This is a genomic window from Rhizobium vallis (genome assembly GCF_003985155.1).
Classification (GTDB): domain Bacteria; phylum Pseudomonadota; class Alphaproteobacteria; order Rhizobiales; family Rhizobiaceae; genus Rhizobium; species Rhizobium vallis.
On record NZ_ML133688.1, the window covers coordinates 222,836 to 244,541 of the forward strand.

Below are 21,706 nucleotides of genomic sequence, written 5' to 3' on the forward strand. Positions count from 1 at the left end.
TTGCTTTGGCGTTTTCCAGCATCTGCCCGAAAAATATCGATTTCGATCCTAGCCCCCTTGGCAAGCTCCGGAACAATGGCTAAAAATAATGCAGTTCCATGGTGTGCCTGAAAGATAATCAATTGATTTCCAAGGACCTCGCAGCGCCTTTCCGAATCGGACCCGTGTCCGTGCGGAACCGCGTGGTGCTGGCGCCGATGTCCGGCGTCACGGACATGCCCTTCCGCGAGCTTGCGTGGCGCTTCGGCGCCGGCCTCGTCGTCACCGAAATGGTGGCGAGCCGGGAGCTTGTCAACGATACGCCCGAATCCTGGTCGCGGCTGCGGGCTGCGGGCTTCCGGCCGCATATGGTGCAGCTTGCCGGGCGCGAGGCGCATTGGATGGCGGAGGCGGCCAAGATCGCTGCCGATCACGGCGCCGATATCATTGACATCAACATGGGTTGCCCGGCCAAGAAGGTGATCGGCGGTTATTCCGGCTCGGCGCTGATGCGCGATCCCGATCACGCGCTCGGCCTCATCGAGGCGACGGTCAAGGCCGTCGACATTCCCGTGACGCTGAAGATGCGCCTCGGCTGGGATGAAAATTCGATCAACGCGCCTGACATCGCCCGCCGCGCCGAGGCGGCCGGTATCCAGCTCGTGACCATCCATGGGCGCACCCGCATGCAATTCTACGAAGGCCGCGCCGATTGGGACGCGATACGCGCCGTCCGTGAGGTGATCTCCATTCCGCTGATCGCCAACGGCGATGTTGAGACCGCCCAGGACGCGCAGGAAATATTGCGCCGCTCCGGCGCCGATGCCGTCATGATCGGCAGGGGCTGCCAGGGCAGGCCATGGCATGCCGGCGCCCTTGCCGGCGCCGCCGAGCCGCTGCCGCATGAGATTGCCGACATTGCCGTCGAACATTACCGGATGATGCTGGATTTCTACGGCGAGCCGGTGGCGATCCGCCATGCCCGCAAACACCTCGGCTGGTATCTTGAGCGTTTCGCCCCGGTGCTTGCCAGTGGTGAAAAGGCGGCCATCATGACCTCGCGTGACCCGCGCGAGGTGGTCGCGCGCCTTCGCGATGCGCTTGCGGCAGGTGCGCTCGACAGCCGGGAGGCGGCATGACGAAGGATACGATATCTGCGTCCGATCAGGCCGGCGGAACCGTCGCCATGGCCGTGCTGAACGCCATCCAGAACCCCGTCATCATGGTCGACGAATCCGGCTTCGTCGTCTTTGCCAATTGGGAGGCGGAGGCCTTCTTCGGCGCCAGCGCCTCGCATCTGGCGCGCTACCGGATCTCGACCTTCATTCCTTTTGGTAGCCCGCTGCTGGCGCTGATCGACCAGGTGCGTGAGCGCAAGGCGCCGGTCAACGAATATCGCGTCGACCTGAGCTCGCCGCGCCTCGGCCAGGACAAGCTCGTCGATCTCTATGTCGCGCCCGTGCTCAGCGAACCCGGCGCCGTCGTCATCGTCTTCCAGGAACGCTCGATGGCCGACAAGATCGACCGGCAGCTGACGCATCGCGCCGCCGCCCGCTCGGTGACGGGCCTCGCCTCGATGCTGGCGCATGAGATCAAGAACCCGCTCTCCGGCATTCGCGGCGCTGCCCAACTGCTCGAACAGTCGGCCATCGATGACGATCGGGCGCTGACCCGGCTGATCTGCGACGAGACCGACCGCATCGTGTCGCTGGTCGACCGCATGGAAGTCTTTTCCGACGAACGGCCCGTCGATCGCATGCCGGTCAATATCCATTCCGTGCTCGATCATGTGAAGGCCGTCGCCAAGGCGGGTTTTGCCCGCAACATTCGCATTACCGAGAGTTACGACCCATCGCTGCCGGCCGTCTATGCCAACCGCGACCAGCTCGTTCAGGTCTTTCTCAATCTGGTGAAGAACGCCGCTGAAGCGGTTGGCGACCGGCCGGACGGCGAGATCGTGCTGACGACGGCCTATCGACCCGGCATTCGCCTTTCCGTCGCCGGCACGCGCGAAAAGATTTCGCTCCCGCTGGAATTCTGCGTTCACGACAATGGCCCCGGCGTTCCCGCCGATCTGCTGCCGCATCTCTTCGATCCCTTCATCACCACCAAGACGAACGGCAGCGGCCTCGGCCTGGCACTGGTCGCCAAGATCATCGGCGATCATGGCGGCATCATCGAATGCGACAGCCAGAATAGCCGCACGACATTCCGCGTTCTCATGCCGGCATCGAAGGATGCCTCGCTTGAAGACGCCTCTACCGTAAGCTCGACAGGACCTTCTCGATGACAGCCACGATCCTCGTTGCAGATGATGATGCGGCCATTCGGACCGTGCTCAACCAAGCCTTGAGCCGCGCCGGCTATGACGTCCGCATCACCTCCAACGCCGCTACCCTCTGGCGCTGGATTTCGGCAGGCGAGGGCGATCTGGTCGTCACCGATGTGGTGATGCCCGACGAGAACGCCTTCGACCTGCTGCCGCGCATCAAGAAGGCGCGCCCCGACCTGCCGGTTCTCGTCATGAGCGCGCAGAACACTTTCATGACCGCCATCAAGGCCTCCGAGAAGGGCGCTTACGACTATCTGCCGAAGCCCTTCGACCTCACCGAGCTGATCGGCATCATCGGCCGTGCGCTCGCCGAGCCGAAGCGCAAGCCCGCCAAGCTCGAAGAGGATATGCAGGACGGCATGCCGCTTGTCGGTCGTTCGGCGGCAATGCAGGAAATCTACCGCGTGCTCGCCCGCCTGATGCAGACGGACCTGACGCTGATGATCACCGGCGAATCCGGCACCGGCAAGGAACTTGTCGCCCGCGCGCTGCATGATTACGGCAAGCGCCGCAACGGCCCGTTCGTCGCGATCAACATGGCGGCGATCCCGCGCGACCTGATCGAATCGGAACTCTTCGGCCACGAGAAGGGCGCCTTTACCGGTGCGCAGACCCGCTCGACCGGCCGTTTCGAGCAGGCCGAGGGCGGCACCCTGTTCCTCGACGAAATCGGCGACATGCCGATGGATGCCCAGACGCGGCTTTTGCGCGTCCTGCAGCAGGGCGAATACACCACCGTCGGCGGGCGCACGCCGATCCGCACTGACGTGCGCATCGTCGCCGCCACCAACAAGGACCTGAAGCAGGCGATCAACCAGGGCCTTTTCCGCGAGGATCTCTATTACCGCCTCAATGTCGTGCCGCTGCGCCTGCCGCCGCTGCGCGACCGCGCCGAGGACATTCCCGATCTGGTGCGCCATTTCATCCAGCAGGCCGAGAAGGAAGGCCTTGGTTCCAAGCGCTTCGATCACGAGGCGCTGGAGCTGATGAAGGCCTATGCCTGGCCGGGCAACGTCCGCGAGCTGGAAAACCTCATCCGCCGCCTGATGGCGCTCTACCCGCAGGACGTCATCACCCGCGAGATCATCGATGCCGAGCTGCGCTCCGACGTGCCCGATAGCCCGATCGACAAGGGGCCGATCCGCAGCGGCTCGATGACGATCGCGCAAGCCGTTGAAGAGAATATGCGCACGTATTTCGCAAGCTTCGGCGAAAATCTGCCGCCGCCAGGCCTCTATGACCGCGTACTGACCGAACTGGAATATCCGCTGATCCTCGCCGCCCTGACGGCAACGCGCGGCAACCAGATCAAGGCGGCCGATCTTCTCGGCCTCAACCGCAACACCTTGCGCAAGAAGATCAGGGAACTCGGCGTCTCTGTCTACAGAAGCTCCCGCACCGCCTGAGAAAAGGCGGTGGGCCCCTCGTGTTTGCCCACCGCCAGCTCCTCCCAATATCCGCCGCCACGGTCGGGAACGGTACTGAATCTATCCGAGCAGCCTCGCCATTTGTATCTACGCTGGGAAACAAAGGCGCGGTGTCATTCAATGGTCACATAGCACTTGTGAGCTATGGTTTGCTGCCGGGCAAATCTCATTGAAGTTGCTGCGTTCATCATTGCCGTACCCTGTGGATAAGCTGTGGATATAAGGTGGATGAAACTGTCATCAGCGGTCGATACACGTTCCGAATACGGGTCGCATGTTGCCTGTACGTTTCGAATCTCGTGATTGTGCCGTCGCTGCTGTCGACCTTCGCCGCAAACGCTGCCGATCGCATGCTCCTACGGGGCGCTTCGGCGAAAGTCCGGGGTGTTCTTTTTTCCGGTCGGCGCAAACGGAACGCCGGCTCGTGGTTCATCCGGTCCCGGATCCACGCATTCGGCGCCCAACTATCTCTAGGATTCCGGTGTCGCCTTGGCTTGACAATGTGACGAGATGCGTTGCATTTTCGCCACAATGCGTTGCTTAAAGGTCACGCAAGGGTTTTGGTATTTCGCTCCCGAATCGAGTCGTTAGCGCGCTGGCTTTTGAGCCGGCGTCGCTTGGTTTCGATCGGATGGCGAAGGCGGCAGGTGCCGTCTGAAGAGAGGCCGAATGACGCAGGATGGGGTATCGCCGCCGGCGGCGGGCGAAGCGGTGGCGACGGTGACCGACCGGCGCGCCCTTTTCGCCGTGCCCGGCCTCGTGCTCGCCGGCGGCGCTCTTCTCTGCGCCACGATCACGCTTTTCGTGCTGCTCGGCCTGACGCCGATCGCGCCGACGTCTCATGTCGTCATCACCTCGGTGATCGTCAATTCCTTCTTCGTCCTGACGCTGATTGCCCTGATCGGCCGTGAGGTGGCACGGCTGCTGAAGGCGCGCACTCGCGGCCGCGCGGCGGCACGCCTGCACATCCGCATCGTCGTGCTTTTCTCGATCGTCGCGATCACGCCGGCGATCCTCGTTGCCATCTTCGCCAGTATCACGCTGAATGCCGGCCTCGACCGCTGGTTTGCGCTGCGTACTCAATCGATCGTTAGTTCGTCGCGCAATATCGGCCAGGCCTACATGATGGAGAACGCCAGCTACCTGCAGGGGCAGACGGTTTCCATGGCCAACGACCTGGAGCGCAACCGCGCCCTTTATAGTCTCGACAGGACGGGTTTTGCCGATTTGATGACGCGTCAGGCGAGGGGCCGTGGCCTGCTGGGCTCCTTCCTCGTCGAGCGCGACGGATCGGTGATCGTCCAGGCCGACATCGCCACCGAAAAGCCGCTGCCGGCCATCCCGCAGGATGCGCTGGAAAAGGCCGCTGCCGGCCAGCCGACGCTCATTCCGCCCGGCGTCACCAACCTCGTCGGCGCCATCATCAAGCTCGATGCCATCCCAGGCACATTCCTTTATACCATGCGCGCCGTCGATCCCAAGGTCATGGGCGCCATGCGCATGATGGAGGAGAACGCCACCGAATACCGCTCGATGGAGGCAAACCGCTTCTCGCTGCAGATTGCCTTCGCCGTGCTCTATATCGGCTTCGCGCTGATCGTGCTCTTGGCGGCGATCTGGACCGCGATCGCCGTCGCCGACCGCATCGTCCGACCGATCCGCCTGTTGATCACCGCCGCCGACAGCGTTGCATCTGGCAATATGGACATCGTCGTGCCGGTGCATGCCGTCGATGGCGACGTCGCCAATCTCTCGCGCACCTTCAACAAGATGATTTCCGAGATCCGCACCCAACGCGACGAGATCCTCGAAGCAAAGGACGAGGTCGACGACCGCCGCCGCTTTATCGAAGCGGTGCTGTCGGGCGTCACTGCCGCCGTCATCGGCGTCGAGCAGGACCGCCGCATCGCCATCGTCAACAGTTCGGCCGAGACCCTGATGGCGCTGTCGGCCGACGATATGCTCGGCAAGCAGCTGGCCGATATTGCCCCTGAGGTCGATCAGGTGCTGACCGAAGCGGCGGTGCGCCATCGCGGCGATTTCCGCAAGCAGATCGCGCTCGTGCGCGGTGGCACGGTGAGGACGCTGAGCGTGCAGGTCACCCGCGAGGAAGTGCGGGATATGAGCGAATCCTACGTGATCACGCTCGACGACATCACCGACCTTGTCATCGCCCAGCGCTCGACCGCCTGGGGCGACGTGGCAAGGCGCATCGCCCATGAGATCAAGAACCCGCTGACCCCGATTCAGCTTTCCGCCGAGCGCATCCAGCGCCGTTACGGCAAGCAGATCGACCAGGGCGACCGGGCCGTCTTCGACCAGTGCACGGATACCATCATCCGCCAGGTCGGCGATATCGGCCGCATGGTCGATGAATTCTCCGCTTTCGCCCGCATGCCCAAGCCGACCAAGGAGCCGAGCGACCTGCGCGATATCCTGCGCGACGCGATCTTCCTGCGCGAGATGGGCAACCATCACGTGACCTTTGCGCAGGATTTCGGCGACCAGCCGTTGGAGGGACTGTTCGACAGCCGCATGCTCGGCCAGGCCTTCGGCAACCTCATCAAGAATGCCGTGGAATCTCTGGAAGCCGTTCCAAGCGAAGAACGGGACGAACGCAAGGTTCTCGTGCGCGCCGCACTCGATACCGGCCGCGACCGCTTCACCGTCGATGTGATCGACAATGGCCGCGGCCTGCCGGTGGAGAACCGCCACAGCATTCTGGAACCTTATATGACGATGCGCGAGAAGGGCACCGGCCTCGGCCTCGCCATCGTCAAGAAGATCATCGAGGAACATGGCGGGCAGCTCGAGCTGCATGATGCGCCCGCCGATTTTGACCGGGGAAGAGGGGCCATGATCCGCGTGCATCTGCCACGCCGGGATCCGACGCCCGCCGCTCCCGCAGCCAATGACAAGGAAAGCGTTTATGGCCTCTGATATTCTCGTCGTCGATGACGAGCACGATATTCGCGAGATCGTTTCCGGCATTCTCTCGGACGAGGGCCATGAGACCCGCACGGCCCATGACAGCGACAGCGCGCTGGCGGCGATTTCCGATCGTGTGCCGCGGCTGATCTTCCTCGATATCTGGATGCAGGGCAGCAAGCTCGACGGTCTGTCGCTGCTGGACGAGATTAGGACCCGCCATCCGGATCTGCCCGTCGTGATGATCTCCGGCCATGGCAACATCGAAACCGCCGTTTCGGCGATCAAGCGCGGCGCCTTCGATTTCATCGAGAAGCCCTTCAAGGCCGACCGACTGATCCTGATCGCCGAGCGTGCGCTGGAGAATTCAAAGCTCAAGCGGGAGGTGTCCGAACTGAAGCGGCGCACCGGCGACGCCTTGGAACTGATCGGCACCTCGGTCGCCGTTTCGCAGCTGCGCCAGACGATCGAGAAGGTATCGCCGACCAACAGCCGCATCATGATCCTCGGCGCATCCGGTTCCGGTAAGGAGCTCGTGGCGCGGATGATCCACAAGAAATCGGCCCGCGCCAACGGTCCCTTCGTGGCGCTGAACGCCGCCAACATCACGCCCGACAGGATGGAAGTGGCGCTTTTCGGCACCGAGGGCACACCTGGCCAGGCGCGCAAGATCGGCGCGCTGGAAGAAGCCCATCGCGGCATTCTCTATCTCGACGAGGTCGGCGAAATGCCGCGCGAGACGCAGAACAAGATTCTGCGCGTGCTCGTCGATCAGCAGTTCGAACGCGTCGGCGGGTCCAAACGCGTCAAGGTCGATGTCCGCATCATCTCCTCGACGGCCTATAATCTCGAGAGCCGCATCGCCGAGGGCTGGTTCCGCGAGGATCTCTATCATCGCCTCGCCGTCGTGCCGGTGCGTGTGCCGGCACTTGCCGAGCGGCGCGAGGATATTCCTTTCCTCGTCGACCAGCTGATGCGCCAGATTTCCGAGCAGGCCGGCATCCGTCCGCGCCGCATCGGCGACGACGCCATGGCCGTGCTGCAGGCGCATGACTGGCCGGGCAATATCCGCCAGCTGCGCAACAACATCGAGCGCCTGATGATTCTTGCCCGCACCGACGGGCCGGATGCGCCGATCACCGCCGATATGCTGCCGACCGACCTTGGCGACATGCTGCCGAAGGTTTCCGCCAAGAACGACTATCACATCATGACGCTGCCGCTGCGCGAAGCCCGCGAGATGTTCGAGAAGGATTACCTGATCGCCCAGATCAACCGCTTCGGCGGCAATATCTCGCGCACGGCGGAATTCGTCGGGATGGAGCGTTCGGCGCTGCACCGCAAGCTGAAGTCGCTTGGCGTCTGATCATGCCAGGCGGGGCCGAAGCCGCGCCGCTTCCCTATGTTGCTTCCCGGAACTCCAGGTTTCCCATGCCTAGAATTGCCTATGTGAATGGCCGCTACGTCAAGCATTCCGCTGCCAGCGTGCATATCGAGGATCGCGGCTACCAGTTCGCCGACGGTGTCTACGAAGTCTGCGAGGTGCGCCACGGCTATATCGTCGACCTCACACGCCATCTGAACCGTCTCGACCGTTCGCTCGGTGAACTCAGCATCGCCTGGCCGATGAGCCGGGCGGCGCTGACGCAGGTCATTCGCGAGACACTGCGCCGCAACCATGTCCGCAACGGGCTATTCTATATGCAAGTGACGCGCGGCGTCGCCCGCCGCGATCATATTTTCCCCGCCGAGGGAACGCCGCCTTCCCTGGTCATCACTGCCAAGAGCACCGACCCAAAGATCATCGCCGCCAAGAATGCCAACGGCATCAGGGCGATCACCGTTGCCGACAACCGCTGGGATCGCGTCGACATCAAATCCATCGGCCTGCTGCCGAACGCCTTGGCCCGCCAACAGGCCAAGGAGGCCGGCGCCCAGGAAGCGATCTATGTCGATGGTAATGGCATGGTGAAGGAAGGGGCGGCGACCAATATCTGGATCGTCGATTCGGACGGAACGCTGGTGACGCGCCCGGCCGAACACGGCATCCTGCGCGGCATTACCCGCACCACATTGATGGATGTCGGCGCCAAGCTCGGCTTGAAGATCACGGAGCGGAACTTCTCCGTTCCCGAAATGCTAGCTGCCCGCGAGGTTTTCCTGACCGCAGCCACAAGTATTTGTTTTCCAGTGGTTTCCGTCGATGGCCAGACCATCGCCAACGGCCACCCGGGCAGCGTCTCGCAGAAAATCCGCGAAGCCTTTTTCGACGTTGCGGAAAAGATTGCGATTTGATACCAAGATTTGCTGGACGGGTGGAATGAGGGTGCCGCCGGTCTTGTATGGTGAGGTTGATTGATATTCTACCGACCGGATCAGGTCGGCAATAAAGAAAGAAGCGGCGCGATGGCGGAACGTTCTCAGAATCTGCAGGACTTATTTCTCAATACTGTTCGCAAACAAAAGATTTCCCTGACAATCTTTCTGATCAACGGCGTGAAACTCACGGGTGTTGTTACGTCTTTCGACAATTTCTGTGTTCTTCTTCGCCGTGACGGCCATTCGCAGCTGGTGTATAAGCATGCGATCTCGACGATCATGCCGGGCCAGCCCATGCAGATGTTCGAGAGCGAAGAAGCCGCGTCCTAACAGGATCAGCCGTCATTTCGACACGCGATACCAAGAACGATTCGATCATCCCTGAGGCCGCCAAGCACAGGGACGACATGCGCGCGACCGTCGTCGTGCCGGTTCTGAAATCGCGCAATCGCGGCGGCCAGACCGAATCGGCGTCGACCCGCACGCCGGAAAGCCGGCTGGAAGAAGCGACGGGCCTCGCTCAGGCGATCGACCTTGATGTCGTCAACGGCTCGATCGTCCCGGTCAATGATCCGCGACCGGCAACATTACTCGGCACCGGCAAGATCGAGGAGATCAAAGCGCTGCTCGACGAGCGCGATTCCGGTCTCGTCATCGTCGATCATCCGCTGACGCCGGTGCAGCAGCGCAATCTGGAAAAGGAATGGAACGCCAAGGTCATCGACCGGACGGGCCTCATCCTCGAAATCTTCGGCCGCCGCGCCTCCACCAAGGAAGGCACTCTGCAGGTCGATCTCGCCCATCTCAATTATCAGAAGGGCCGTCTGGTCCGAAGCTGGACCCACCTTGAACGCCAGCGCGGCGGCGGCGGCTTCATGGGCGGCCCCGGCGAAACCCAGATCGAAGCCGACCGGCGGCTCTTGCAGGACCGCATCATCAAGCTCGAACGCGAGCTGGAGCAGGTCGTGCGCACCCGCCAGCTCCACCGCGCCAAGCGCCGCAAGGTGCCGCATCCGATCGTGGCGCTGGTCGGCTATACCAATGCCGGCAAGTCGACGCTGTTCAACCGCATCACCGGCGCCGGCGTGCTGGCCGAAGACATGCTCTTTGCCACGCTCGATCCGACGCTGCGGCGCATGAAGCTGCCGCACGGCCGCACCGTCATCCTGTCCGATACCGTCGGCTTCATCTCCGATCTGCCGACCCATCTCGTCGCCGCCTTCCGGGCAACGCTGGAAGAGGTGCTGGAAGCCGATCTCATCCTGCATGTCCGCGACATGTCCGATGCCGACAACCAGGCGCAGAGCTCCGATGTGATGCGCATCCTGAATGATCTCGGTATCGACGAGGCCGAATCCGCCAAGCGGCTGATCGAGGTCTGGAACAAGATCGACCGGCTGGAGCCCGAGGTGCACGACACCATGGTGCAGAAATCGGCCAGCGCCAGCAACGTCGTCGCGGTTTCGGCCGTCAGCGGCGAGGGCGTCGACACGCTGATGGAAGAAATCAGCCGCAGACTGTCAGGCGTGATGACCGAAACGACGATCCGCCTTCCCGTCGACAAGCTGGCGCTGCTGCCCTGGCTTTACGACCACGCAATCGTCGACAGCCGCGAGGATAATGAGGACGGCTCGATCACGCTTGAGCTGCGCCTGTCGGAAACCGAGGCCGCTGAACTTGAACGGCGCATAGGCAATGGACCCAAGCCTGATAAGGAAGATTGGGAGCGATAACACTCAGCCGGCTGTCACAGCCCGTTCGATCGCCTTCGCCGCCTGCCAGATTTCCTCCATACGCTCGAGACTGGCTGCCTCCAGCGTTTCACCTTCTGCTTCAAGAACATCCTCGATATGGTTGAAACGACGACGGAATTTCGTATTCGTTCCGCGTACTGCCTGTTCCGGATCAGCCTTGACGTGACGGCCGATATTGACGACTGCGAAGATCAGATCGCCGAGCTCGTCGCTGACCTTTGCCTGGTCGCCTTCCCGAAGTGCCACCCGCAATTCGCCGATCTCCTCCTCGATCTTGTCGAGGATCGGCTCGGGTGCCGACCAGTCGAAGCCGACCTTGGCGGCGCGTTCCTGCAGCTTCAGCGCTTCGGTTAAAGCCGGAAAACTGCGCTGCACAGAGCCGAGGAAGCCGCCTTTGAAATCTTCGGTGATGCCGCGCTTGGACCGCCGCTCGGCGCGTTCGCGTTTCTCCGCCTGCTTGATCTCGTCCCACTGTTTCTTCACCGCGTCGGGCGTATCCGCCGCCGAGCGGGCAAAGACATGCGGGTGGCGGCGGATCATCTTGGTGGTGATGGCGTTGACCACGTCGCCGAAGGAAAATTCGCCGGCCTCTTCGGCCATGCGCGCATGAAAGACCACCTGCAGCAGCAGGTCGCCGAGTTCGTCGCGGAGATCGTCCATATCGCCACGCTCGATCGCATCGGAGACCTCATAGGCCTCCTCGATCGTATACGGCTTGATCGTTTCGAAGTTCTGCTCGATGTCCCAGGGGCAGCCGGTTTCGGGATGGCGCAGTGCCGCCATGATCTCGATCAGCCGCGAAATGTCTTTGGAAGGTTCCATGTTACCTCAGTTTAGCGGCCTCAATTGAGCGGAATATCGTTGGCGCTCTTCGACGACTGATAGGTGGAAGACAGCGCATCGTAGCGCGCCTTGATGCGGGCGGTCTGCGCCTTCAGCGCGGTCTTCAACTGAACCTCTTCGGTCTCGACGAGATCGGCGATGGCAAAGCTGTTCCAGAAGGCGTTCTGCCTGCGGTAGCCGCCGGGTTCAAGCCCGAAGACCTCCTTCAGGATCTTTAGGTCGTGCGGAATGGCGAAGGCATCGCGGGAATCCTCGTGGCTGAAGAAATAATAGAAATTGTCGAAGCCCGCCCAGGTGATCGCCGACATGCACATCGTGCAGGGTTCGTGCGTCGAAAGGAAGATCAAATCCCTAGTCGCCGGCTTCTCGCCAAGCTCGTAGAAGCGCTTCAGCGTATGCACCTCGCCGTGCCAGAGCGGGTTTTCCAACTCGTTGTTGGTTTCGGCGACGACGAGTGAAAGATCGGATTTCCTCAAGATCGCCGCACCGAACACCTTATTCCCCAGCGAAACGCCGCGCTCTGTCAGCGGCAGGATATCATCTTCAATGACCGAAAGAAGGCGGGAGGCGATGGTCTTGTCAGGCATTGATATCTCCGGTTTTCGTTCAGTCTATCGCCTTGGCGGCGCAAGTGAAATGCGTGAGTCGCCGGTGGACGCCGTTTGTCACAGGCTTTACAGTGCGCTGCAGCAAAGGCTGGAGATGTGCTGTTTTGGTCAGCATGGGTGACTTTTCTCAAATCTTGGATGGCGCGAGCAAAAGAATACGCGCTTGCTTGGGCTTTCGAATTTCTGTTCCTTCAATCCCTTGTCGATCAAGGGCATATTCTGGCAACTTCGAAGTGGATTGACGATGCCTCCCAAGACTGAGCAGCTTTCGGTATTTCCCGCCTTCTTTCGCGTGGAAGGCCAGAAGACGGCTGTCTTCGGCAATGGCGACGAAGCTTTCGCCAAGGTGCGTTTGCTGCTGAACACACGGGCTCGGATCGTCGCCTATGCCGACCGGCCGGAAGCCGATTACCATGCCTTCCTGATTGCCAACCGTATCGAGACCGTGCGTGCTGGCTTTTCCGCCGAACAAGTCGAGGGATCGGCGCTTGTCTTCGCCGCAACCGGCAATGACGCGGACGACCGCGACATCGTTGATGCCGCCCGCGCTTCCAGAATTCCGGCCAATGCCGTCGATCAGCCCGACTACTGCGATTTCTTCACGCCGGCGCTGGTCAATCGTGCCCCCGTTGCCGTAGCGATCGGCACCGAAGGGGCAGGGCCGGTTCTGGCGCAGATGATCCGTGCACAGATCGATCAGCTTCTTTCACCCTCGCTCGGCCGGCTCGCGGCGCTGGCGACCAGCTATCGCAAAGCCGTCGAACAACTCGTTCCGCGCGGCGTTTCCCGCCGCGTCTTCTGGCGCCGCTTCTTCTCCGGCCCGGTTGCCGATGCAGTCGCCAACGGTAACCTGCCGCAAGCTCAGCATGCCGCCGATCGGCTGTTGGGCGCGATGGATAAGATCGCCGGACATGTCTGGCTCGTCGGCGCTGGCCCGGGTGCCGAGGATCTGCTGACGCTGCGCGCCCAGCGCGTGATGATGGAAGCCGACGTCATCGTATATGACGCCCTCGTGCCGCAGGCGATCGTTGATATGGGCCGCCGTGACGCCGAGCGGCTTTCTGTCGGCAAGCGCAAGGGGTGCCACTCGAAGTCGCAGGAAGAGATCAACGATCTGCTGGTCGATCTCGGCCGCCAGGGCAAGCGCGTCGTCCGGTTGAAGTCAGGCGATCCCTTGGTCTATGGCCGGGCAGGTGAAGAGATGGCGGCGCTGCGCGCTGCCGGCATCACCTATGAGGTCGTACCTGGCATCACCTCGGCTTTCGCCGCCGCTGCCGATTTTGAACTGCCGTTGACGCTACGCGGCGTTGCCTCCTCGCTGGTCTTCACCACAGGCCATGATTTGACCGGCGACGTGCTGCCCGATTGGGCAAGCCTTGCCGTGTCAGGCGCGACGATCGCCGTCTATATGGGCCGCACGGTTGCCGCCTCTGTCGCCGAGAGGCTGATGCAGGCGGGCATTCCTTCCGAAACCACCGTCGCCGTCATCGAAAATGCCAGCCGCACTGAACGCCGCCTGCTGCATGGCACGCTTGCCGATCTCCCGGATCTGCAGCACCGCGACGAATTGACCGGGCCGGTCATGGTCATCATCGGCGATGCGGTCGCCGGCGCCAATTTCGAACTGTCCGAGCCACTGGTGCGCGCGAACGCCCGGCTCGAGGAACTTGCAAGGAGCTGAATATGGTAGACAAGGTTCTGACCGCCAACCGGCTGACGGACGGCATTGCCGTATGGTTGGATGCGAACGGGAAGTGGTCCACCTCGCTGCAGGACGCGCTCGTTGCCCGTCATGCCGAAGCCGTTGAGGCGCTGGAAGCGATCGGCAAGAAGTCCTACGCCGACAACGAGGTCGTTGACGTCGCCGTCGTCGAAGTCCAGGAAACCAACGGGGTTTTATGGCCGCTTCGCCTTCGTGAACGCATCCGCGCTCAGGGCCCGACCATGGAATATGCCCCGGGCTACGCTCCGGCCGATCCCGAATTCATTGCAGTCTGAGGAAGACGATGTACCGTTACGACGAATTTGACCATGCCTTTGTCAGCGAGCGCGTCGAGCAGTTTCGCGATCAGGTTCAGCGCCGCCTTTCCGGCGAGCTTGCCGAGGATGCATTCAAGCCGCTGCGCCTGATGAATGGCGTCTACCTGCAGCTCCACGCCTATATGCTGCGCATCGCCATTCCCTATGGCACGCTGAGCGCGCGCCAACTGCGCATGCTCGCCCATATCGCCCGCACCTATGACCGCGGCTATGGTCACTTCACCACGCGCCAGAACCTGCAGTTCAACTGGCCGAAACTGTCCGACATTCCCGATGCGCTCGCCGACCTTGCGAGCGTCGAGATGCATGCGCTGCAGACCTCGGGCAATTGCATTAGAAACGTCACGGCCGATCACTTCGCCGGTGCCGCCGCCGATGAGGGCGCCGATCCGCGTCCCTACGCCGAGATCCTGCGCCAATGGTCGTCGGTCCACCCGGAATTCTCCTTCCTGCCGCGCAAGTTCAAGATCGCCGTCACCGGCGCCGAGCGCGACCGCGCTGCGATCCAGGTCCATGATATCGGCCTGCACCTGAAGAAGAACGACAAGGGCGAGATCGGTTTTGCCGTCTATGTCGGCGGTGGCCAGGGCCGCACACCAATGATCGCCAAGCTGATCCGCGACTTCCTGCCCGAGGAAGACCTGCTCTCTTACACGACAGCGATCGTGCGCGTGTACAATCTGCACGGCCGCCGCGACAACAAGTACAAGGCCCGCATCAAGATCCTCGTGCACGAAACCGGCGCCGAGGAACTGACGCGCCAGGTGGAAGCCGAATTCGCGGCGCTGAAGGACAGTGAGCTCAAGCTGCCGGAAAAGGACGTCGAGGCGATCGCTGCCTATTTCGCGCTGCCCGATCTACCGGAGCGCGCTGAAGGCTGGGAAAACCTCGCCCGCTGGAAGAAGGCCGATGCCGGCTTCGCCCGCTGGGTCCAGCAGAACGTGCAGCCGCACAAGAACCCCGATTACGGCATGGTGACGATCTCGCTGAAGCCGATCGGCGGCATTCCGGGCGATGCCTCGGATGCGCAGATGGATGCGATCGCCGATCTCGCTGAGGAATATGGCTTCGACGAGATCCGCGTCAGCCATGAGCAGAACCTGATCCTGCCGCATGTGGCGCTGGCCGATCTCGAAGCTGTCTATCGCGGCCTTGTCGCCATAAATCTGGCCGAAGCCAATGCCGGCCTCATTACCGATATCATTGCCTGTCCGGGGCTCGACTATTGCGCGCTCGCCAATGCGCGCTCCATTCCGCTGGCGCAGGAAATCTCCAACCGCTTCGGCAATGCCGAACGTCAGGCCGAGATCGGCGAGCTGAAGATCAAGATCTCCGGCTGCATCAATGCCTGCGGTCATCACCATGTCGGCCATATCGGCCTGCTCGGTGTCGAGAAGAAGGGCGCCGAACTCTATCAGATCACGCTCGGCGGCTCCGGCGACGAACATACCTCGATCGGCGAAATCATCGGCCGCGGCTTCGAGCCGGACCGGGTGACCGATGCGATCGAGACGATCGTCGACACCTATCTCGGTCTGCGCCTCGATCAGTCCGAAACCTTCCTCGCCGCCTATCGCCGCGTCGGACCGCAGCCTTTTAAGACCGCGCTCTACGGCTCGGCCGCCGAAGCGGCATAAGGAGGGGATGATGACGAAGATCTGGAGAGAAACCGGTTTTGTCGAAAACGATCCCTGGGTGATCGAGACCGACGAGGTGAAGGCGACCGAGGAGCAGAAGCCGCTGCTGAGTCTCGACGAATTGATCGCCAAGGCCGACGAAAGCAACGATGTCGGTCTCGGCGTGCTGATCAAGCCGGCCGATGACGTGCGCAGACTGGAGCCCTATCTTTATCGCCTCGAAATCGTTGCCGTCGCCTTTCCGGCGTTCAACGACGGCCGCGCCTTCAGCCATGCCTCGCTGCTGCGCCAGCGCCTGGGCTACACCAACGAGCTGCGCGCCGTCGGCGACGTGCTGATCGATCAGGTGCCGCTGATGCTGCGCGTCGGCATCGACAGCTTTTCGGTCAGCAACGCCACGGCGCTGAAGCGGCTTTCCGAAAATCGTCTTCCGGCCATTCCCCATCATTATCAGCCGGCGGTGCGTGACGCCGACGCTGGCAAGGGCTATAGTTGGCGCCGTCAGGCGAAGCCGGCCGCATAAGCGACCGGTCCGCCGTTTTCCAATGGCGGAACAGTAGCATGAAGACATTCGAAGTGGCGGTGATCGGTGGCGGTCTTGCCGGCATGATCGCCGCAATCGCGCTCGCGCGCGGCGGTCGCAACGTGGCGCTGGTCGCTCCTCTCGCTCCTGGGGAAGACTGGCGCACCACGGCGCTGATGGATCAGTCGATCCGCTTCCTCGACCGGCTGACGCTCTGGGAAAAGCTGCGCCTGGCGGCTGCTCCTCTCACCAGCATGCGCATTATCGACGGTACTGACCGGCTGCTGCGCGCGCCGACGACCACCTTCCGCGCTCCCGAGGTCGGCCTCGATGCCTTCGGCTACAATTTTCCCAACAAGGTGCTGATCGATATCCTCGAAAAAGCCGCGGCTGGCGAGGGCAATATCACCCGCTTCACCGATATGGCCGAATCGATCGAACTCACAGCCGAGGCGGTCTCGATCACGCTTGCCGGCGGTGAGACGCTCTCGGCCGATTTTGCCGTCGGCGCCGACGGCCGTGGCTCGAAGCTGCGCGAAACGGCTGGCATCGGCGTGCGCAACTGGTCCTATCCGCAATCGGCCATGGTGCTGAATTTCGCCCATTCGCTGCCGCATCAGAACATCTCGACCGAATTCCACACCAAACACGGCCCGTTCACTCAGGTGCCGCTGCCGGGAGGCCGCTCCAGCCTCGTCTGGGTGCAGGATCCCTCGGAAGCGGCGAGCCGTAGGGAATTGCCGCTTGCAGAACTGGGCGCCCTCGTCGAGGCGCGCATGCAGTCCATGCTCGGCAAGGTTGACGTCGAGGACGGCGTCCAGGTCTGGCCGTTATCCGGCATGATGGCGCATCGCTTCGGCAGGGGGCGTATCGCACTGATCGGCGAGGCTGCCCATGTCTTCCCGCCGATCGGGGCGCAGGGGCTGAATCTCAGCCTGCGCGATATCATGGCGCTGACCGATATCCTTTGCGACAGGGCGGAATTGCCGGTGCCGGCTGATTCCGGCGAGAGATTTGACCGAAAGCGCCGCGCCGATATCATCACGCGCACCGCGAGTGTCGATCTTCTCAACCGGTCGCTGCTGTCGGATTTCCTGCCCGTGCAGATGCTGCGCGCCGCCGGCCTGCATATCCTCTCGGCCATTCCGCCGCTGCGCAACATCGTCATGCGCGAGGGCATCGAGCCCGGCCGGGGCCTGCGCGATATTCCGGATTCGCTACGGGAAAAGCTGAAGCGGAAGAAGGCCTGATCGGATTACGATCAGCCAGAGCGAAACGCTCGCCACCGAAAGCACCGTCGTGATCAGGATCGTCGCCGAGGCGCGCTCCTGCCAGACGCCGTATTGCTGGCCGATGACGAAGACATTGGTCGCCGTCGGCAGCGACGCCAGCAGCACGGCCGCGTGGATCCACACCGGCTCGAAACCGCCGACCGCTGTGAGCGCAACGAAGACTGCTATCGGGTGCAGGATCAGCTTCGACGGCACGATATAGCCGATCTCGGCCGGAATACGCTTCAGCGGCCGAAGCGCCAACGTCACGCCCATGGCAAAGAGTGCGCAGGGAGCGGCCGCCTGGGCGAGGTAGTCGACGAGGCGCTGAAACGCCAGCGGCTGGTCGACGTGCAAGGCGGCCACCGCAAAGCCCAGCGCCGTCGACAGGATAAACGGATGCAGCGCGACCTTTCGCACGATATCGGCGACAAGCCGGTCGGCTGACCGCTTGTCGTCACCGGCCGCCGCCATCAGCGCCGGCGCGACGATGAAATGCAGCGCATTCTCGAAACAGATGATCAGCGCCACCGGCACGGCAGCACCTTCGCTGAGCGCCAGGAGCGCCAGGCCCGGCCCCATATAACCGATATTGCCATAGGCGCCGGCAAAGGACTGGATTGTGCAATCCGCGAGCGAATTGCCGCGGATCACGCGGCCGACGACGAAAAGCAGGATGAAGATAGCGTAGGTTGCTGCGATATCGGTGACGATGAAATCGACGCGCGTCAGCTCTTCGATCGGCGTGCGCGAAACGAGCTTGAAGAACAGGGCGGGCAGGGCGGCGTAGATGATGAAGGTGTTCAGCCATCCGAGCGCCTCAGCCGGCTGCTTGGTCGCCTTGGCGGCGATGTAACCGATCAGGATCAAACCAAAGAACGGCAATAGCAGGCTGACGATATCGGCCAAGAGGTCTTCCAGTGCACGGGGATGACAGGCGGGCAGGGATCTCACTTAAAGCAATTCCAGCAAAAGTGCACAGCGGTTTTGGTGGAATTGCGTGAAAACAAAGAGATAGAGCGTTTTCGTCATTCGAAGAAAGACGGAAACGCTCTAATTTTATCGAGGCTCCAACCCAATCGCGGTCAGTAGTCCCAGAAAGCCGCTATCCAACGAAAGGCGTCGCCGTCGACGGCCACCCGGCCGACGGACGGGAACGGCAGGTGCGTGGCCACCAGTTGCTCGCCGGTCTCCGCCAGTTCCCGCAAAAGACGGACCCGAACGCGAGCCGCCTCCTCGGGGTCGTGTTCGAAGCCGTTGTACCAGTCCGGGTGCTCAAACCCGACCGCGAACACGGCGTCGCCGGCAAACATCAGCCGGTCGCCGCCGGATGCCAGGCGGATCACGCTGTGCCCGGGGGTGTGGCCGCCGGTGCGATGAACGACCACGCCAGGCGCCACCTCGTACTCCTCGTCGAACAGCCTGAGATAGCCGCTGTATTCTTTCGCGAACCGCTTGGCAGTTGCCCGCAGCGCGTCCGGGAACCCCGGCGGCATGGACACGTGCGAGAAGTCAGGCGCCTCCCAGAACTTGACCTCGGCGGCCGCCACATGGATCCGCAAGTCCGGACGCAGCTGCTCCTTCACCCCGTCGACCAGCAGCCCGCCAATGTGGTCCATGTGCATGTGGGTCAGCACCACATCGGTCACGGACGCAAGATCGACGCCGGCGGCCTCCAGTCGCTTGATCAACTGCCCGGCCCGCGGCAAGTGCAAGTCCGGGTCGATTCCCAGCCCGGCGTCGAGGAGTATGGTCTGGCCGCCGCTGCGCACCACGACGACGTTCAGCGCCCAATCCAAGGCGTCCTGCGGCAGGTACATGTCTTTCAGCCAGGCCGCCCGGGCGGCCGGATCGGCGTTGTGGCCCAGCATCGCGGTTGGGAGCGGCAGCACTCCATCGCTGATCACCAGCACCTCGATCTCGCCGATATTAAGCGCGTAGCGCGACGGAACCAACTCGTCGAGCCGAGGCCTACCGAGGTGTGCGGTGTTTTCCAGGCTCATCTTTGTCTCAAGGTTCATGTTCGTCTCCTTCGACCGCCGCCTAAATACGGCACCGCTGACGCTACATGGAGGCGCGTCTGCGATCGATTGGGTCGAGGGATAAGGGCGGGTGGGGCCGAAGGACAGGGCAAGCCATACCGCGGCATAGGTGCAGGCTTCGCTTTTACTGCCGGGCGGCGTAACCGGCCTAGCCGATCTGCATCAGGATCGGAAAGGTCTGCTGGAACCAGATCGCCACATCGCTGACCCATCCGAACAGGAAGGCGAGGCCGGTGAGGACAAGGAAGACGCCCATCACCTTTTCCACAGTACCGAGATGGCGGCGGAATCGCGACAGGAACCGCATGAAGGCGCCGGAAAAGCCGGCGGCGATCCAGAAGGGGATGGCAAGCCCGAGCGAATAGATGGCGAGCAGCCCGGCGCCGGAGCCGACCGTCTCCCGCGAAGCGGCAACCCCGAGGATCGCGCCGAGCACGGGGCCGATACAGGGCGTCCAGCCGAAGGCGAAGGCAAGGCCCATGACATAGGCACCCGTCAGCGTCGCCGGCTTACCGCCGCCCTGAAAGCGCGCCTCGCGGGCAAGCAGCCCGATTCGGAAGAGACCCAGGAAATTCAGGCCCATGACGATGATGATGAGCCCGCCGAGCTTGGACAGGAGGTCGAGATGCTGGCGAAGCGCCATGCCGATCGTGGAAGCGCCGGCACCGAGCGCCACGAAGACGGTGGCGAATCCGAGCGTGAAGAGCAGCGCGGAGAACAAGACGCCACGCCTGATATCGGGTGCCACTGAAACCGCGCCGCCGCCGCGGAACTGCTCAACCGAGATGCCGGCCATGTAGCAGAGATAGGGCGGGACGAGGGGAAGCACGCAGGGCGACAAGAAGGAAAGCGCCCCGGCAATCAGCGCGCTCCACAGGGAAATATCGGCAATCGACACGCATTCTCTCCGGCTGCAATCTGCGTCATGTTCCTAGCTTTCCAGGCTAGGGATTGCCAATCACCTTTTTGCGCTTGGCAGAAATGCGCCTTGCGCTCGCAAGAAATGTGCCGAACGTTTGGAAAAGACAAATTTTTCGGTTGACCGCACTGGGTCGCCTGCCTATGTTCCGCCCACTTCCAGCCGGGGTGCGTCACACCCGCGGAGAGGGAGAGCGTAGCTCAGCCGGTAGAGCAACTGACTTTTAATCAGTAGGTCTCGGGTTCGAACCCCGACGCTCTCACCATCAATCCACTCTTCGAACGATCCTTCGAGTAGCGAATCCAGAAGACGGCGAATAACGCTGTTCGTCTGATGGGCGTTGACGTCTGGCTGCAGCCAACTCCGATTTGTGAATTCGGCTAAAACCCAGGAACCAACTTCCACTGCGGTCCGTTTTCTTCTCATCAGCAAACAGGAGAAATCGATCATGGATTGGAATCGTATCGAAGGAAATTGGAAGCAGGCTAAGGGCAAGCTCAAGGAGCAGTGGGGCAAACTTACTGACGACGATCTCGACCAGATCGCCGGCAAGCGCGACCAACTGGAAGGCAAGATCCAGGAGCGGTATGGCATCGAAAAGGACCGGATCAAAAGCGACGTCGATGACTGGTGCGGTCGCCAGACCTGGTAGTGCCTGAACAAAAACCCGGTAAAAGCCGGGTTTTTGCTGTCGAAGGAGCTAAGGTCTCAGCCGCTACCACACGATGCGTTTGGAACGGTCAAGCGCGGTCTGATCTCATAAATATGCACCGAAAGCCAAGAGAAGTGCGCCGAGTGCGATAACGGCGAGCGCTGGCCAGTTTTGAGATATTCCGAGGAACCTGAGGCCTTGGCGCCGTGGTTCCAGCGTCGTGCCGCCTTCAGGCATTTGATGCGGATTGCTCGGTTTTCGATGAAGCGCCGAGGAAAAGTGAAAGAGAAGTCCGCCAATTATGAGAGCGGCGCCGGTCAGGATTGCCCACATGGTGGCCTCCGCTAGCAACGTGTATGTGGGCTAAACCACATCCGGACCGGATCGTTCCGTGCTCGGCTGCTCACTTGAACAACTTCCGTGAAAACATTG

Annotated in this window: 20 protein-coding genes and 1 tRNA gene; 15 read left to right on the forward strand and 6 right to left on the reverse strand. The window is 62.1% G+C overall.

The genetic code is table 11. The features are described 5' to 3' along the window. The first annotated feature begins 98 nt into the window (after positions 1 to 98). The 8 genes from dusB to hflX all read left to right on the forward strand — a co-directional run bounded on the left by dusB (position 99) and on the right by hflX (position 10,718). Complete coding sequence (gene dusB, locus EFQ99_RS11015) at positions 99 to 1,118, forward strand: tRNA dihydrouridine synthase DusB (RefSeq protein WP_126921069.1); 1,020 nt, start codon at positions 99 to 101, stop codon at positions 1,116 to 1,118. Further along, positions 1,115 to 2,269, forward strand: coding sequence for a two-component system sensor histidine kinase NtrB (locus tag EFQ99_RS11020; protein ID WP_126921070.1), 1,155 nt, complete (start codon positions 1,115 to 1,117; stop codon positions 2,267 to 2,269). The genes dusB and EFQ99_RS11020 overlap by 4 nt, the downstream gene beginning before the upstream one ends. Continuing rightward, positions 2,266 to 3,717 (forward strand): nitrogen regulation protein NR(I), encoded by a 1,452-nt coding sequence (gene ntrC / locus EFQ99_RS11025; RefSeq protein WP_126921071.1) that lies wholly within the window; start codon positions 2,266 to 2,268, stop codon positions 3,715 to 3,717. The genes EFQ99_RS11020 and ntrC overlap by 4 nt, the downstream gene beginning before the upstream one ends. A gap of 690 nt (positions 3,718 to 4,407) precedes the next feature. After that, positions 4,408 to 6,678, forward strand: coding sequence for a sensor histidine kinase NtrY-like (locus tag EFQ99_RS11035; RefSeq protein ID WP_126921072.1), 2,271 nt, complete (start codon positions 4,408 to 4,410; stop codon positions 6,676 to 6,678). Further along, positions 6,668 to 8,032: a nitrogen assimilation response regulator NtrX gene (ntrX, locus tag EFQ99_RS11040; protein ID WP_126921073.1), complete on the forward strand. Its 1,365-nt coding sequence runs from the start codon at positions 6,668 to 6,670 to the stop codon at positions 8,030 to 8,032. Before EFQ99_RS11035 ends, ntrX begins: the two co-directional genes overlap by 11 nt. A 65-nt stretch (positions 8,033 to 8,097) precedes the next feature. After that, positions 8,098 to 8,961 carry a D-amino-acid transaminase gene (locus tag EFQ99_RS11045; protein ID WP_126921074.1) on the forward strand — a complete coding sequence of 288 codons (864 nt, stop codon included), beginning with the start codon at positions 8,098 to 8,100 and terminating at the stop codon, positions 8,959 to 8,961. Positions 8,962 to 9,072: 111 nt separating this feature from the next. Next, the gene (hfq, locus tag EFQ99_RS11050; RefSeq protein WP_003539403.1) at positions 9,073 to 9,315 is read left to right on the forward strand and encodes an RNA chaperone Hfq; all 243 of its coding nucleotides are present in this window, start codon (positions 9,073 to 9,075) and stop codon (positions 9,313 to 9,315) included. A 77-nt stretch (positions 9,316 to 9,392) separates the two neighbouring features. Beyond that, positions 9,393 to 10,718 carry a GTPase HflX gene (gene hflX, locus EFQ99_RS11055; protein ID WP_126921075.1) on the forward strand — a complete coding sequence of 442 codons (1,326 nt, stop codon included), beginning with the start codon at positions 9,393 to 9,395 and terminating at the stop codon, positions 10,716 to 10,718. 3 nt (positions 10,719 to 10,721) lie between these two features. Here the strand turns inward: hflX and mazG are convergent, their stop codons facing one another. Together mazG and EFQ99_RS11065 are read right to left on the reverse strand one after the other, a co-directional pair. Further along, entirely contained in the window at positions 10,722 to 11,561 is an 840-nt protein-coding gene (mazG, locus tag EFQ99_RS11060) for a nucleoside triphosphate pyrophosphohydrolase (RefSeq protein WP_126921076.1), read from the reverse strand. Between the two features lie 20 nt (positions 11,562 to 11,581). Continuing rightward, a complete protein-coding gene (locus EFQ99_RS11065; RefSeq protein WP_126921077.1) occupies positions 11,582 to 12,169 on the reverse strand; it encodes a deaminase in 588 nt (195 codons plus the stop codon). A 265-nt stretch (positions 12,170 to 12,434) separates the two neighbouring features. Here EFQ99_RS11065 and cysG point away from each other — a divergent pair, with 265 nt between their 5' ends. Genes cysG through EFQ99_RS11090 form a run of 5 tightly spaced genes read left to right on the forward strand, consistent with a single transcriptional unit; the run spans position 12,435 to position 17,640 of the window. Next, positions 12,435 to 13,871, forward strand: a complete 1,437-nt coding sequence (cysG, locus tag EFQ99_RS11070; RefSeq protein ID WP_126921078.1) for a siroheme synthase CysG — start codon at positions 12,435 to 12,437, stop codon at positions 13,869 to 13,871. 2 nt (positions 13,872 to 13,873) lie between these two features. Then, on the forward strand, positions 13,874 to 14,188 hold the full coding sequence (locus EFQ99_RS11075) for a DUF2849 domain-containing protein (protein WP_126921079.1): 315 nt from the start codon (positions 13,874 to 13,876) through the stop codon (positions 14,186 to 14,188). Between the two features lie 8 nt (positions 14,189 to 14,196). Beyond that, on the forward strand, positions 14,197 to 15,867 hold the full coding sequence (locus EFQ99_RS11080; RefSeq protein ID WP_126921080.1) for a nitrite/sulfite reductase: 1,671 nt from the start codon (positions 14,197 to 14,199) through the stop codon (positions 15,865 to 15,867). 10 nt (positions 15,868 to 15,877) lie between these two features. Then, positions 15,878 to 16,390 (forward strand): DUF934 domain-containing protein, encoded by a 513-nt coding sequence (locus EFQ99_RS11085; RefSeq protein ID WP_126921081.1) that lies wholly within the window; start codon positions 15,878 to 15,880, stop codon positions 16,388 to 16,390. 38 nt (positions 16,391 to 16,428) lie between these two features. Next, positions 16,429 to 17,640, forward strand: coding sequence for a UbiH/UbiF family hydroxylase (locus tag EFQ99_RS11090; RefSeq protein WP_126921082.1), 1,212 nt, complete (start codon positions 16,429 to 16,431; stop codon positions 17,638 to 17,640). Here EFQ99_RS11090 and EFQ99_RS11095 read toward each other — a convergent pair. The 3 genes from EFQ99_RS11095 to EFQ99_RS11105 form a co-directional block, all read right to left on the reverse strand. Then, positions 17,608 to 18,570: an AEC family transporter gene (locus EFQ99_RS11095; protein ID WP_126921083.1), complete on the reverse strand. Its 963-nt coding sequence runs from the start codon at positions 18,568 to 18,570 to the stop codon at positions 17,608 to 17,610. The genes EFQ99_RS11090 and EFQ99_RS11095 overlap by 33 nt on opposite strands. Before the next feature lie 176 nt (positions 18,571 to 18,746). Further along, positions 18,747 to 19,682: an MBL fold metallo-hydrolase gene (locus EFQ99_RS11100; protein WP_126921084.1), complete on the reverse strand. Its 936-nt coding sequence runs from the start codon at positions 19,680 to 19,682 to the stop codon at positions 18,747 to 18,749. Positions 19,683 to 19,851: 169 nt separating this feature from the next. Beyond that, positions 19,852 to 20,601: a cytochrome c biogenesis CcdA family protein gene (locus EFQ99_RS11105; RefSeq protein ID WP_126921085.1), complete on the reverse strand. Its 750-nt coding sequence runs from the start codon at positions 20,599 to 20,601 to the stop codon at positions 19,852 to 19,854. Between the two features lie 210 nt (positions 20,602 to 20,811). Between EFQ99_RS11105 and EFQ99_RS11110 the strand changes: the two genes are divergently transcribed. Both EFQ99_RS11110 and EFQ99_RS11115 read left to right on the forward strand, forming a co-directional pair. Next, positions 20,812 to 20,887 (forward strand) — tRNA-Lys (locus EFQ99_RS11110). A 183-nt stretch (positions 20,888 to 21,070) separates the two neighbouring features. Beyond that, positions 21,071 to 21,274 (forward strand): CsbD family protein, encoded by a 204-nt coding sequence (locus tag EFQ99_RS11115; RefSeq protein ID WP_126921086.1) that lies wholly within the window; start codon positions 21,071 to 21,073, stop codon positions 21,272 to 21,274. 105 nt (positions 21,275 to 21,379) lie between these two features. Here the strand turns inward: EFQ99_RS11115 and EFQ99_RS11120 are convergent, their stop codons facing one another. Then, complete coding sequence (locus EFQ99_RS11120) at positions 21,380 to 21,607, reverse strand: hypothetical protein (protein WP_126921087.1); 228 nt, start codon at positions 21,605 to 21,607, stop codon at positions 21,380 to 21,382. Between the last annotated feature and the right edge of the window lie 99 nt (positions 21,608 to 21,706).